The sequence below is a fragment of the Paraburkholderia ginsengisoli NBRC 100965 genome (genome assembly GCF_000739735.1).
In the GTDB taxonomy this organism is placed as follows: domain Bacteria; phylum Pseudomonadota; class Gammaproteobacteria; order Burkholderiales; family Burkholderiaceae; genus Paraburkholderia; species Paraburkholderia ginsengisoli.
In genome coordinates this window covers 93,366-107,796 of record NZ_BBJF01000022.1, presented here as the reverse complement: position 1 = coordinate 107,796, position 14,431 = coordinate 93,366, and the positions used below count along the sequence as shown (strand labels likewise).

Annotated in this window: 7 protein-coding genes; 3 read left to right on the top strand and 4 right to left on the bottom strand. The window is 65.8% G+C overall.

Annotated elements, in window-relative coordinates; translation table 11 throughout:
* Window positions 1-53 precede the first annotated feature (53 nt).
* The 4 genes from glgB to BGI01S_RS25435 all read right to left on the bottom strand — a co-directional run bounded on the left by glgB (window position 54) and on the right by BGI01S_RS25435 (window position 10,300).
* The gene (gene glgB / locus BGI01S_RS25450) at window positions 54-2,264 is read right to left on the bottom strand and encodes a 1,4-alpha-glucan branching protein GlgB (protein WP_042328979.1); all 2,211 of its coding nucleotides are present in this window, start codon (window positions 2,262-2,264) and stop codon (window positions 54-56) included.
* The gene (treS, locus tag BGI01S_RS25445; protein WP_042328977.1) at window positions 2,257-5,724 is read right to left on the bottom strand and encodes a maltose alpha-D-glucosyltransferase; all 3,468 of its coding nucleotides are present in this window, start codon (window positions 5,722-5,724) and stop codon (window positions 2,257-2,259) included. The genes glgB and treS overlap by 8 nt, the downstream gene beginning before the upstream one ends.
* Window positions 5,721-9,173, bottom strand: coding sequence for a maltotransferase domain-containing protein (locus tag BGI01S_RS25440; RefSeq protein WP_084585495.1), 3,453 nt, complete (start codon window positions 9,171-9,173; stop codon window positions 5,721-5,723). Before BGI01S_RS25440 ends, treS begins: the two co-directional genes overlap by 4 nt.
* Window positions 9,174-9,637: 464 nt before the next feature.
* Entirely contained in the window at window positions 9,638-10,300 is a 663-nt protein-coding gene (locus BGI01S_RS25435) for a DUF1345 domain-containing protein (RefSeq protein WP_042328975.1), read from the bottom strand.
* Window positions 10,301-10,480: 180 nt separating this feature from the next.
* Between BGI01S_RS25435 and BGI01S_RS25430 the strand changes: the two genes are divergently transcribed.
* From BGI01S_RS25430 to BGI01S_RS25420, 3 genes are all read left to right on the top strand, one after another.
* Entirely contained in the window at window positions 10,481-11,122 is a 642-nt protein-coding gene (locus BGI01S_RS25430) for a sugar dehydrogenase complex small subunit (RefSeq protein ID WP_042328973.1), read from the top strand.
* A 156-nt stretch (window positions 11,123-11,278) separates the two neighbouring features.
* Window positions 11,279-12,880, top strand: a complete 1,602-nt coding sequence (locus BGI01S_RS25425) for a GMC family oxidoreductase (protein WP_042328972.1) — start codon at window positions 11,279-11,281, stop codon at window positions 12,878-12,880.
* A gap of 19 nt (window positions 12,881-12,899) precedes the next feature.
* Window positions 12,900-14,333 (top strand): cytochrome c, encoded by a 1,434-nt coding sequence (locus BGI01S_RS25420; RefSeq protein ID WP_042328971.1) that lies wholly within the window; start codon window positions 12,900-12,902, stop codon window positions 14,331-14,333.
* Window positions 14,334-14,431 lie beyond the last annotated feature (98 nt).

Genomic DNA, 14,431 nt, shown 5'->3' with positions numbered 1-14,431 from the left:
AGCGCGCGGCGCAAAAAATCTGCACGCCGCGCGCCCGGGTTACGGCAAGTCGATCACTCCGCGCGCAAGACGATCGTCGCGAGCGGCGGCAACACCAGTGAAGCGGAATGCGGCCAGCCGTGGCTGGGGATGGCGTCGGTATGAATCAGCCCGCCGTTGCCCATGTTCGAGCCGCCATACACGCTGGCATCCGTGTTCAGCACTTCCGCCCAGCGTCCGTCGCGCGGCAGGCCGATCCGATAGCCGACGCGCGGCACCGGCGTCATGTTGCAGACCACCACCAGTTCCTGGCCGGCGCCGTCGGTGCGTCGATAGGCGAACACGCTGTTGCCGTTATCGTCGCCGATCAGCCAGCCGAAGCCGCCCGGCTCGCTGTCCAGCAGATGCAGCGCGGGCTCGTTGCGGTACAGATGGTTCAGATCGCGCACCAGCATTTGCACGCCGTGGTGGTTCGGATCGTCGAGCAGATGCCAATGCGGCGACGTGTCGTGATCGAACTCGGCGAGCTGGCCGAACTCGCCGCCCATGAACAGCAGCTTCTTGCCAGGATGTGTCCACATGAAGCCGAAGTACGCGCGCAGGTTGGCGAACTTCTGCCAGCGGTCGCCCGGCATCTTGCCGAGCAGCGACCCTTTGCCGTGCACCACTTCGTCGTGCGAGAGCGGCAGCACGAAGCGCTCCGAGTACGCGTACACCATCCCGAACGTCATGTTGTGATGATGGTATTGGCGATAGACCGGGTCTTCCTCCATGTAGTGCAGCGAGTCGTGCATCCAGCCCATGTTCCACTTGAACTGGAAGCCGAGGCCGCCGTCCGCGACGGGCGCGGTCACGCCAGGCCACGCGGTCGATTCCTCGGCGATCGTGATCGCGCCCGGCACGCCCGGCACATAGCCGACTTCGTGATTGAGGCGCTTCAGGAACGCAATCGATTCGAGGTTCTCGCGCCCGCCGTAGATATTCGGCACCCACTCGCCGGCCGCGCGCGAATAGTCGCGATACAGCATCGACGCGACCGCGTCGACGCGCAGCCCGTCGACGTGATAGCGCTTCAACCACGCGAGCCCGGACGCGACCAGGAACGCGCTCACCTCGTTGCGGCCGAGGTTGTAGATCATCGTGTTCCAGTCCTGGTGATAGCCTTCGCGCGGATCGGCGTGCTCGTAGAGCGGCGTGCCGTCGAAGTCGATGAGACCGTGCGCGTCGTTCGGAAAATGCGCGGGCACCCAGTCGAGTATCACGCCGAGTCCCATTTCGTGCGCGCGGTCGACGAAGCGCGCGAACTGCTCCGGCTTGCCGAAGCGCGCGGACGGCGCGAACTGGCCGAGCGGCTGATAGCCCCACGAACCGCCGAACGGATGCTCCGCGATCGGCATGAACTCCAGATGCGTGAAGCCCATGCTCTTCACGTACGGCAGCAGCCGCTCCGCGAGCTCGTCCCAGTCGAGGCCGCGTTGGCCTTCCTCGGCGACGCGCAGCCACGATTCCGCGTGCACTTCGTAGATCGTGATCGGCGCGCGCGCAGTCTGCCTGTCGGCGCGCGACTGAATCCACGCGTGATCGGTCCACGGAAACTGCTCGACCTCGTCGACGTGCGCCACCACCGACGCGGTGCCCGGCGGCTTCTCCGTCTGCATCGCGCACGGATCGGCTTTCAGCGGCAGCGGATGGCCGTCGCGCGACAGCAGCTCGTATTTGTAGCGCGTGCCGGCGCCGACGCGCGGCACGAACAGCTCCCACACGCCGGCCTGATGACGCAGCCGCATCGGATGACGGCGGCCGTCCCACGCGTTGAAGTCGCCGACCACCGACACGCGCCGCGCATTCGGCGCCCACACGGCGAAGCGCACGCCGGGCACGCCGTCCACTTCCATCGGCCGCGCGCCGAGACATTCGAGCACCGCGTACGGATCGCCGTGGGCGAGGCGGCCCAACGGCTCGTCGCCGAGCACGGGGCCGAACGAATAGGTGTCCTCGATTTCCTGCACCACGCCATGCCAGTCGATCCGCAAGCGATACGGCGCCGCCGACGTGACGCGACCCGCGAACAGCCCCGGACGCAATTGTTCGAGTTCGCCGAGCATTGCGCCGTCGGCGCGCGCAATCACGGTGACGTGCGCGGCATTCGGCAACAGCGCGCGCACGACGGGACCCGCATCCGTGTGATGCAGCCCGAGCTGCGAGAACGGGTCGGGGTGACGCGCTTCGACGAGCGCGTCGATGTCGACGGGTTGGAGGCCAGCGGCCGGATCATGCTCACTCATAGTCGCCCTCGGCCGGATTAGGCGGTGTGGCGGCGCCTGGCGCCTGGGTGGATGGATCGTGATGAACGGGTGTGCCGGTGTCGCCCAGCAAACGGCTGGTGAGCGCGGCGAGGCCGCGTACCGGCAGGCTCAGCCACGTCGGACGGTTGGCCGCCTCGTAGCGGATTTCATACGCCGCCTTTTCGATCAGGAACAGATCGAGCAACGCCTGTTCGGCCTCGGGCGCGACCAGCGGCGTCGCCGCGTCCGCGACCGCCGCGCGATATTCGGCGAGGAAGGTCGAGGTGGCATGCGCGCGGAAACGGTCGAACAATGCGCGCTTGCGATCGGCGGTCTGCTGCGGCGCGCTTTCCATCGTGGACTGCGCGGCCGCGCTCGCATACGACAACGAGCGCATCAAACCGGCCACGTCGCGCAACGGGCTCGACTTCTGCCGACGCTCTTCGAGCGAACGCGCGGGCTCGCCTTCGAAGTCGATCAGATACGCGTCGCCCTGCGCGACCAGCACCTGGCCCAGATGGAAGTCGCCGTGAATGCGGATGCGCAATGCGCCCGCATCGGCGGAGACCAGCTTGCCGACTGCTTCGACGAGCGCGGCGCGGCGGTCGATCAGGCTCTGCGCGAGCGCCTTGGTTTCCGGATCGCTCATCTGTTCGATGCGCGGCGCGAGCAGATCGAGCGCGCCGGCGAGCATCGACTGCGTGCCGTCGACCCAGGCCTTCACCTGCGCGGCGTCGGCCGGCTCCGGCGCGAACGCCGGGTCGTCGGTCGGCGACGCGAGCGCCACGTGCAACTCGCCCAGCCGCCTGCCGATGATGCCGGCCAGCTCGCTGTAGCCTTCCACCAGGATCGCTTCGTTGGCGCGGTCCGGCCCGGACGGCGCTTCCGTATCGACGGCAATCGCCAGTTCGTCGACCGAGCGGCGCAGATAGTCGAGCGACCAGTTCCACGCATCGCCCTGGTTGTCGATGAAGCCCTGCAGGATGCACAACGTATGCGGCACGCCTTCGGGATCGACACGCACCACTTCGCCATACAGCGGCGCGGTGTTCGCGTAGCCGAGCTGGGTCAGATAGCGGCTGATTTCCGCTTCCGGATGAATGCCGCTGACGAGCCGGCGCACCAGCTTCAACACGGCCGCATCCGCGATGATCAGCGAACTGTTGCTCTGCTCGGCCGCGAGCCAGCGAATCTCCGGCCGATCGCCGAGATTGTCCAGTTCGGCGAAACGTTCGGTGGGCAGGAACTTGATCTCGCTCTTCTGCACGGTCGGCACCACCGCGCGTTCGCGCAGCTTGCGCATCACGTTGTGCGCGAAGATCGGCAGCGAGAACGCGTCCGTCAGATGGCCGACGTTGCGGCCGCGCCGCACGCGCGCCAGCGCGAGCTGCATGAACAGCGGCGTGGTGGTTTCGCCGCCCCACGTGATCGCGATCGGCACCACGTAGCGTTCGGTGTGGTTGCCCACGTCCACTTCGATTTCGGTGAACGCGAAGCCACCGTTCGGGATCGTGGTCAACGCGGCGAGCCGCACCGCATGCATCTTCTGATCCTTCGACGCGAACCAGCGGCGCCGGGAGAGCCACGAAGGCAACACTTCCGATTCGAGCAGGCGCACGTTCTCCGGCGTCGGACCCGCTTGTCCTTCGCGGATCACGATCGTGACGAATTCCGGCAGCGGCTCCGAATGCGCCTGCGCCCACGTCGGACGCTGGCCGCCCGCACACAGCATGAACCACAGGAAGCCGTAGGGCGGGAATGTCAGCAGATAGGTCAGTTGGCCGATTGCGGGGAACACGGAATCGGCGGTCATTTCGATCGGCACCGCGCCGTTGAATTCGGACAGGTCGAGTTCGACGGCTTGCGGCGCGCGCGACAGATTCGCGACGCACAGGATCGGCGGCTCGCCGGGCATCTCGCGCAGATACGCGAGAATCTTGCGATTTTCCGGCTTCAGGAAGCGGATCGTGCCGCGCCCGAAGGTCTGCTTCGCGCGCCGCGTGGCGAGCATGCGGCGGGTCCAGTTCAGCAGCGAATGCGGATCGCGGCTTTGCGCTTCGACGTTGACCGCGTCGAAGCCGTACAGTGAACCCATCACCGGCGGCAGCACCAGTTGCTCGGGATCCGCGCGTGAGAAACCGCCGTTGCGGTCCGACGACCACTGCATCGGTGTGCGCACGCCATCACGGTCGCCCAGGTGGATGTTGTCGCCCATGCCGAGTTCGTCGCCGTAATAGATCACGGGCGTGCCGGGCATCGACAGCAGCAGCGAATTGATCAACTCGATGCGGCGGCGGTCGCGCTCCATCAACGGTGCGAGACGGCGGCGAATGCCGAGGTTCAAACGAGCGCGACGGTCGCTCGCATAGGTGTTCCACAGATAATCGCGCTCGGAGTCGGTGACCATTTCGAGCGTCAGTTCATCGTGATTGCGCAGGAAGATCGCCCACTGATTCGACTCGGCGAGGTCCGGCGTTTGCCGCATGATGTCGGTGATCGGGAAGCGGTCCTCGCTCGCAATCGACATGTAGATGCGCGGCATCAGCGGGAAGTGGAACGCCATGTGGCATTCGTCTTCGTCGCCAAAATACTCCTTCACGTCTTCCGGCCACTGGTTCGCTTCGGCGAGCAGCATCCGGTTCGGATACTCGGCGTCGATCGTTGCGCGGATCTTCTTGAGCACCGCGTGCGTTTCCGGCAGGTTCTCGTTGTTGGTGCCTTCGCGTTCGACCAGATACGGCACCGCGTCCAGCCGCAACCCGTCGATGCCCATGTCGAGCCAGAAGCGCATCACCTGCAATACCTCTTTCAACACCGCCGGATTGTCGAAGTTCAGATCGGGCTGGTGCGAATAGAAGCGGTGCCAGTAGTACGCGCCCGCAACAGGATCATGAGTCCAGTTGGAAGGCTCCGAGTCGATGAAGATGATCCGCGTTTCCTGGTACTTCTGATCGGTATCGGACCACACGTAGAAGTTGCGATGATTGGAGCCCGGCTTCGCGCGGCGCGCGCGCTGAAACCATGGGTGCTGATCCGACGTGTGGTTGATCACCAGTTCGGTAATCACGCGGATGCCGCGTGCGTGCGCTTCCTGAATGAAGCGCTTCACGTCCGAAAGCTGGCCGTAGTCCGGGTGCACGTTGCGGTAGTCGGCGATGTCGTAGCCATCGTCGCGCCGGGGCGACGGATAGAACGGCAGCAGCCAGATCGCGTTCACACCGAGTTCGGCGATGTAGTCGAGCTTCGCGATCAGGCCTGGGAAGTCGCCGACGCCGTCGTTGTTCGCATCGAAGAACGACTTGATGTGCACCTGATAGATGATCGCGTCCTTGTACCAGAGCGGATCGTTGCTCAGGGCCGCGGGTTTGCCGCGCCGATTCGAGCGCGGCCTCGCCGTGTTGCCCGAGGCTGTGCCGACGGGCGCCTGCACCGTGGATTGGGCTGAGTCGTCACGCTTCATATCGCACCTTCCGTTGGGGTTGGGTTGCCTGCGTCTGCGTGATAGGCGCTATCAGAGTCGCTGTCGGCTTCATCGGGGCGTTCGGCGGGCAGCCCGCCGAGCGGCGCGATGTGCCAGATCGAGAACGGCTGGCCCGAGCCGAGTTGCACGTGCTGCCAGCGGCCATGCCATTCGAAACGGGCGCCGGTCATCTGGTCGGTCACTTCGAGCGGGCCGTGATCGTGCAGATGCCAGCGTTGGAACGTGTCCCACGACAGTTCGATATCCGCGCCCTGTTCGTTGAACGGATCGAGATTGATCGCGACGACGATCACGTTGTCGCGCGCCTCGGTCGCTTTTTCGAACAGCAGGATGTGGTCATTGTGCGCGGTGAGGAACGTGAGGCCGAGATGCGTTTGCAGCGCCGGGTTCGCGCGGCGAATCCGGTTCAACGCAGTGATCTCGCCGGTGATGTTGCCCGGCCGGTTCCAGTCCCACGCGCGCAACTGGTACTTCTCGGAGTCGAGATACTCTTCGCTGTTGGGCAGCGCGGCGGCCTCGCACAACTCGAAGCCGCTGTACACGCCCCACAGACCCGAGAGCGTCGCCGCGAGCGCCGCGCGAATCAGAAAGCCCGAGCGTCCCTGCGATTGCAGATGGCGCGGGTTGATGTCCGGCGTATTGACGAAGAAGTTCGGCCGGTAGAAATCGCGCTGCGCGGTTTGCGTCAGCTCGGTCATGTACTCGATGAAATCGCGCTTCGACTCGCGCCACGTGAAGTACGTGTACGACTGCGAGAAGCCGATCTTGCCGAGCCGGCTCATCATGCGCGGCCGCGTGAACGCTTCGGCGAGGAAGATCGTGTCGGGATAGCGCGCGCGCACGTCGCCGATCATCCATTCCCAGAACGGCAGCGGCTTGGTGTGCGGATTGTCGACGCGGAAAATCTTCACGCCCGCTTCGATCCAGAACAGGATCACGTCGCGCAGCGCGAGCCACAACGCGGGCTTTGCATCGTGCGCATAGAAGTCGGGATTGACGATGTCCTGGTACTTTTTCGGCGGATTTTCCGCGTAGCGCAAGGTGCCGTCCGGACGCCATGCGAACCACGTCGGATGCTCCTTGAGCCACGGATGATCCGGCGAGCACTGAATCGCGAAGTCGAGCGCGATTTCGAGGCCGTGCGCATGCGCGGCGGCGAGCATCGCCTTGAAGTCGTCGAGCGTGCCGAGTTGCGGATGCACGGCGGTGTGGCCGCCTTCGGCCGCGCCGATCGCATATGGACTGCCGACGTCGCCGGGTTGCGCGGTCAGCGTGTTGTTGCGACCTTTGCGATTGGCGAGGCCGATCGGATGGATCGGCGGGAAATACAGCACGTCGAAACCCATGTCGCGGATGCGCGGCAGCTTCGTCGTCACGTCGGCGAAGGTGCCGTGGCGCGATTCGTCGTCGCTCATCGAACGCGGGAAGATCTCGTACCAGCTCGCGAAGCGCGCGGCGGTGCGGTCCGCGTCGATCTTGTAGATCACCGGATCGCGGCTCAGGAACGGCCGGTGGCGCGCGGCGGTCATCGCCTTCGCGGTGGTCGGCGAGAGAATCAGCGCGAGCTTCGTTTCCGCGTCGGCCTTCGTGAACAGCTTGACGATGTGTTCGAGCGGCTCCTTCAGCGCCCCTTCCGTCGTTTCCACTTCGGCGAGCACCAGCGCGAACAGATGCGCGGCTTCATCGAGTTCGAGCTCGACGGTTTGGCCCGCCTTCAGCTTCTTCTGGATGTGCTCGACGAGCGACGCGAAGTCGTCGCGCCATGCGATCACCGTGAACTCGTGTCGGCCCAGCCGTTCGAGCGGAATGCGCGCCTGCCAGATGTCGAGACCGGCGGGTTGCGCCGGGGACATCGGCACTTCGTGCCACGCGGTTTCGTCGGCGGCGCGCCAGATTACGGCGGCGGCGATCTTGTCGTGACCTTCGGCGAAAATCGCGGCGGTGATTTCGGCGCGCTCGCCCACCGTGCGCTTGGCCGGGAAGCGGCCGTGGTCCACCGACGGCGTCACGTCCTCGATCGCCACGCGCGGCGCGTTGAGCGCTTCGAGCACGGTCTTGCGACCGCTGCGCTTGCTGTTCGCTTTGTCGATGGGCGGCGCGAGGCGGATCGGCTTCTCGGTGACCGCGCGGAACAGGCGTACCGCGCCGGGGCCGAGCGTGAACGGCGTCAGGCCGGCGGGCTCGGCGCGGCGCGGTGTATCCAGCGGCACGAAGCGTGTGAAGTTGCCCGGCACGCCCGCGAGAAAGCGCGCCGGATCGACGCGCACCGGCGCGCCGAGTTCGGGATTGATGGCAATCAGGATCGCTTCCGCCGCGTCGCGCAGATCAGGCCGATCCGCGCGCAACAGTACCGCCGCGGGGGCGCCGGGCCCGCTCAGCGGGCGCAATTCCCCATTCGCGTGCAGCGTCTGGGTGTGGCGCGCGATCTCGTTCGCCTGCGTGACCGGTTCGCTGAGATCGAATTTCTTCGCCTGGACCGCGAGCGCAAATTGCGAAGCGTCGCCGCGCGTTTGCGACATCGGCTCGGCGATGCCGTATTCGAAACCCATCGGCATCAGCCAGCCGGCGCCGAGCGCGGCCGCCGTGTAAAGCGCGCGCCGGTAAGCGCGTTCGACGATCGCCGCGTCGTGGACGTCGCTCAGTTCGGCGGCGAGGCGCGTGCCGTACGGCGCTTCGGGAAACGCGATCGGCGCGCCGATGCGCGCGAGCGCCGCGTGCTCCTCGACCATCCAGCTCGAGCGGAAGTCCCACCAGCGCACCGACGAGAACACGCTGTCGAAGCCCGCGTCCGCGAGGCCGAGCAGATCGCTGCGTGCGAGACCGGGCGTGGCGGCGAGGAAGCGCACCTCGGGATGCCTGGCGCGCACTGCGTCGCCGAGTTGCCGCCACACGGCGGCCGGCACGCGGTGCGGCGAGTCGAACCGGAAGCCGCCGACGCCCGCGTCGGCCAGCGCCAGCAACTGCTGCGTCCACCAGTCGACGAGCGCGCTGCGGCTGGCCTCGTCGTCGAAATTCGCGTACGCGACGTTGTCCTCGCGATGCACGTGGCGCGGATCGAGCCGCGCCTCTTCGGACTCGAACGGGCGGAACCAGTCCGCATGCTCGGCGTACAGCGCGCCATCGGCGGCCATCCGGTCGATCACCAGATCGACCAGCAGCGTCAGGCCGTGCTGGCGCGCGGCGCTCGCGAGCGTGCGCAGCGCGTCGGGCGCCGCTTGCTCGGCCTCGAACACAGGATGCAGCCTGGCATGATTGCCGACCACTTGCCCGTGGCCCGCTTGTCCCGGCTCGAACAGGCCGCCGATCAGCGCGTGATCGAAGCCCAGCGCGGCCGCATTAGCGAACTGCGCGGGCCATGCGTCGAGCGGCCCAACCAGGAGTGAATGAAAAAAGTAAATCCGTGGCGCGTACCCGCTTGGAGATTCCATCGGTCGTTTCCAGATTCGTCCTGCTGCGGTGTGGATGCAATTGGCATGCGATCACAGCGCTCATTGGGCTTCCAGAGCCGAATACCGCGCGATGCAACGCGAGGGCGCGTACTGGTCAATGTAGTGCAAAGATCGTCACGCCGCTGGCCAGTCGAGGGTGCTTTGACGCCAGACGCCAGTCGCATGAGGCTGGTCAGAACTATTCGCAGGACGCAGCAAACGCTGTGCCAGTCGGCGCGGGAGCGAAGCGGGGGAAGGGAAGGCGGGCGCCATGAAGGAAGCCGCGCCGACGCGCGGGGCGACACGAACGCGGCGATGCGTGGCACACGTGTAAAACCGGCGGACGGCGGGCGGCTTTTTACACGCGGCCCATTAGAGGCCGCGCGCTGACCGCAAAAGGCGAACTTGTGACGGTCTTGTGCCTGTCAATCACGTGACTTTCACAGAAGGTCACGCGAATCGCGTCAGGAGCCAAGCAGGCCCGCGGCGATATTCACGCACAAGCCCAGCACGGCCACGTTGAAGTAGAACGACAGGATCGATTGCGCGAGCGCGGCGCGGCGAATCGTACGTGAGCGCAGCACGACGTCGGACGTTTGCGAAGCCACCGCGATCGTGAACGAGAAATACAGGAAGTCCCAGTAGTTCGGTTCGAGCTTGTGGTCAGGAAACAGCAGCGCGGTCTCTTTGGCGGTGGTGTCGTAATAGAGCCGCGCGTAATGCTGCGTGAAGATGGTCGGAATCAGCAGCCATGCGCCGATCAGCGTGAGGCCGGTCAGCAGGTAGTGCCAGGCGCTCGATCCATTGGCGGTTCCTTTCACCGACGCCAGCTCCATCACGATCGCGGCGATGCTCGCAACGGTCGCCATGCAGATCACGAACAGCACGACGCCCGCGTTTTCGTCATCGCGCACGGCGGTTTCGCGGACGCGGCGTTCGTCGGCGACGGCCATGTGCACCCAGATCATCAGCAGGTAACTCCAGATCGCGGCGTCCCAGCCGATGAGCGCGCGTGCCATCGCACTGGTGTGCACGGGCACCGCCAGCGCGACCGCGACGCCGATGACGAGGCCGATCATCGTTCTGGGTCGATTGCGAAGAACCTGCGGATAGTATTTGGTGAGCATGGAGTCAGAGCCGAGAGCCGTGGGTGTCGCGGATTCTACTCGCGCATCGGCACGCATTTGTCGAAACGCACGGTCACGGCTATAGTCTTTCGCAGCAGGCTTGCATGCCGCTTTCAGTTGAAAGGCGACTCGCAGGCAACGCCGCAGGTTGAAAAAAATGACTCACCATCTGGAGTCCCCATGACAGATGTTCCAGAGGACACCGATGCGCACCACGCGGTGACGCATCCGGCCGGGTTGTCGTCATCCGCTTGCGCTTCGTGTTCGCCGTCCTCTTCGGTCGTCGGTTCCTTTTCAAGCTCGCGCAGGGCATGGGTGCTCGGCGTTTGCGCCGCCGCCGCGACGCTCGCGTTTGGCGGCGCGGGCCGTTCGTTCCGTGCGCTCTCGTGGATCGCCCCGGCATTCGCCGACGCGCCCCCCGCCGGCGGCGGACTCGACGCCTTCCTCGCGCTCTCGCAACGTCTCACCGGCCGCACCGCCTTCGACGTCGTGCTCGGCCAACGCGTCTACGGCGCGCTCGTCAAAGCCGACAGCCAGTTCACGCAGAACGTCGCCGCGCTCAACACGTGGCTGCAAGGTCATGGCGGCGTGCCGTCCGACACCGTTACGCAGGCCCTGCAGGTCAAGCAGCCGGCGCTCGCGAAATCCGTGAGCGCGATCATGCGCGCGTGGTATCTCGGCCTCGTCGGTGAGCTGCCGCACGTGGAGGTGGTCGCGTATGAAAAAGCGCTGATGTTCGACCCCGTCAAGGACGTGCTGACCGTGCCGTCGTATTGCCGCGACGTGCCGTTCTATTGGACCCGCAAGCCGTTGAGCGCGTGAGCGCGGTTGCTCGCGCGCCGCATCGTTTGAACGAGCCGTTCGACGCAGCGCGGGCCCACGCCGCCGCAAGCAACGCCAAGCCGGCACGACCATCGTGGATGGGACCGGGGTCACGCGCAAAAGCGCGAACTCTCGTCGACACAGAAGAGGGCAGCCATGGCAAACACACATTCCGCCGATGTCGTCGTGGTCGGATCGGGCGTCGCGGGCGGACTGGTTGCGCATCAGTTAGCGCTGGCCGGCGCGTCGGTGATTCTGCTCGAAGCCGGGCCGCGCATTGCACGCTGGCAGATCGTCGAGAACTTCCGCAATTCGCCGGCCAAGTGGGACTTCGCGACCCCGTATCCGTCGACGCCGTACGCACCGCATCCCGAGTACGCGCCCGCCAACAACTATCTGATCCAGAAGGGCGATCATCCGTACAACTCACAATATGTGCGGCTGGTCGGCGGCACGACCTGGCACTGGGCGGCCGCCACGTGGCGACTGTTGCCGTCGGACTTCCAGTTGCACAAGCTGTACGGCGTGGGACGCGACTGGCCGTATCCGTATGAAACGCTGGAGCCGTGGTATGCGGCGGCCGAGGCGCAGCTCGGCGTGTCCGGCCCGGACAGCTCGATCGATCTCGGTTCGCCGCGCTCGACGCCGTACCTGATGAAGGCGCTACCGCTGTCCTACATGGATCAGCGTTTCAGCGACGTCCTCAACGCACAGGGCTTCAAGGTCGTGCCGGAGCCGGTCGCGCGCAACAGCCGTCCGTACGATGCGCGGCCGACCTGCTGCGGCAACAACAACTGCATGCCGATCTGCCCGATCGCCGCGATGTACAACGGCGTGATCCATGCGGAGAAGGCGGAGCAGGCCGGCGCGACGCTGATTCCCGAAGCGGTGGTGTATCGCGTCGAGGCGGACGACAAAGGGCTCATCACGGCGGTCCATTACAAGGACCCGAGCGGCAACAGCACGCGCGTGAGCGGGAAGCTGTTCGTGCTCGCCGCCAACGGCATCGAAACGCCGAAGCTGATGCTGATGTCGACCTCCGACAAATTCCCGCGCGGCGTCGGCAACAGCTCCGACCAGGTGGGCCGCAACCTGATGGACCATCCTGGCACCAACGTGATATTCCTCGCCAACGAGCCGCTATGGCCAGGCCGTGGCCCGATGGAGATGACGTCGATCGTCAACTTCCGCGACGGCGCGTTCCGCTCCGATTACGCGGCGAAGAAGCTGCATCTGTCGAACGGTGTACCGACCTTGGGCGTGACCGCCGATCTGCTAAAAAAAGGCCTCACCGGCGCGGAGCTGGACCGGCAGATTCGCGACCGCGCGTCGCGCACGCTGACCATCGGCAGCTTCCACGAACATTTGCCTGAGCCGCACAACCGCGTCGTGCCGTCGGCGGATCACAAGGACGCGCTCGGCATTCCGCAGCCGGAGATCTACTACTCGATCAACGACTACGTGAAGAAGAGCGCCGCCAACACGCACGAAGTGTATGCGCAGATCGCCGCGCTGTTCGGCGGCATCGAGGTCGCGTTCGACGACACCTTCTCGCCTAACAGCCATCTCATGGGCACCACGATCATGGGCAGCAACCCGGCGGATTCGGTCGTCGACGCGGACTGCCGCACGCACGATCACCAGAATCTGTTCATCGCCAGCAGCGGCGTGATGCCGAGCGCCGCCTCGGTGAATTGCACGCTGACGATCGCGGCCTTGTCGATGAAACTGGCCGACAAGCTCAAGCGCGAAATCTGAGCCCGATCGGAGAGCCGCCATGACGAAGAACACCTTTCGCGGGCCGCCGGACGTGACGCTCGTGCAACGGGCGCATCGTCGCCGTTTCAACGGCGCGTTGCTGGCGGGAGCGTTTTCGCTGTTCGCGCTGGGCGTCGCCTGGTACGAGGTGCACGGACCCAAAGCGCGGCCCGCCGACGAACTGCCGATCATGCAGGCCCGCGCCGACGACGCATCGCAACCGGCGCATGGTGCAATGATGCCGGCGGTCGCGGCGGCCGCCGGTGTCGGCGGCAACGAACTGGTCAGGCGTGGCGAGTACCTGACGCGCGTCGGCGATTGCGCCGCCTGCCACACGGCGGACAAGTCGCGTCCGTTCGCCGGCGGCCTGCCGATCGACACGCCGTTCGGCACCATCGTGACGCCGAACATCACGCCGGACGCCGACACCGGCATCGGCCAATGGAGCGACGCCGATTTTCTGCGCGCGATGCACGAGGGCATCGGCAAAGGCGGCGAGCGGCTGTACCCGGCGTTTCCCTACGCGGAGTACACGCGCGTCACCGAGCAGGACGTGCTGGCGATTCGCGCGTACCTGAACACGCTCGCGCCGATCCACTTCACGCCGCCGGCCAACAACCTGAAATTCCCGTTCAATCAGCGCTGGCTGATGACGTTCTGGAACATGTTCAATTTCACCGAAGGCCGCTTCGTGCCGGATCCGAAGCAAAGCGCCGAGTGGAATCGCGGCGCGTATCTGGTGCAAGGTCTCGCGCATTGCGAGGAGTGCCACACGCCGCGCAATGTCACGCAAGGGTTGAAGTCGAGCGCGCGTTTCTCGGGCGCGGTGCAGGCCGGCTGGCATGCGTTCAACATCACGCCGGACAAGATCAGCGGCGTGGGCGAATGGCGCGATGACGAACTGGTCGCGTATCTGTCGACCGGCGCGGCCGCGGGCCGCGCGAATGCCGCCGGGCCGATGGGTGAAGTGGTGGCCGACAGTACGCAGTATCTGACGCCCGTCGATCTGCGGTCGATCGTCGTCTATCTGCGCTCGGTGCCGCCGGTCAGCGGCGGCGAAGCGCGTCCGCGTCACCAGTGGGGCAATCCCGCCGACGACGTCACCGCGCTGCGCGGCGCGGCGATCAGCGGCGTGAACGGCGCGCAACTGTTCGTCGCCAATTGCGCGAGCTGCCATAGCTGGACCGGGCAGGGCGTGGGGGCGAGCGCGCCGGGAGCGTATCCGTCGCTGATTCACAACTCGACGGTCGGCGCGAGCAGTGCCGACAATCTGGCGCAGATCATCCTGCACGGCGTCAGGCGCACGACGACGCATGCGGACGTGCTGATGCCCGCCTTCGGCAAGCAACTGACCGACGCGCAGGTGGCCGCGATCGCCAACTACGTGACCCGGCAGTTCGGCAATCCGGAGTCGACGGTGACGGCCGAGCGGGTTGCCGGACTGCGGCCCTAACCTGGTCGGCAGCGGCGCTCACCTCGCGGTAAAAACATCGCGACGGCGGCGCGTTTCCGGTAAGGGCTCCCGGAAACGCGCCGTTTTCGCGTCGTTTT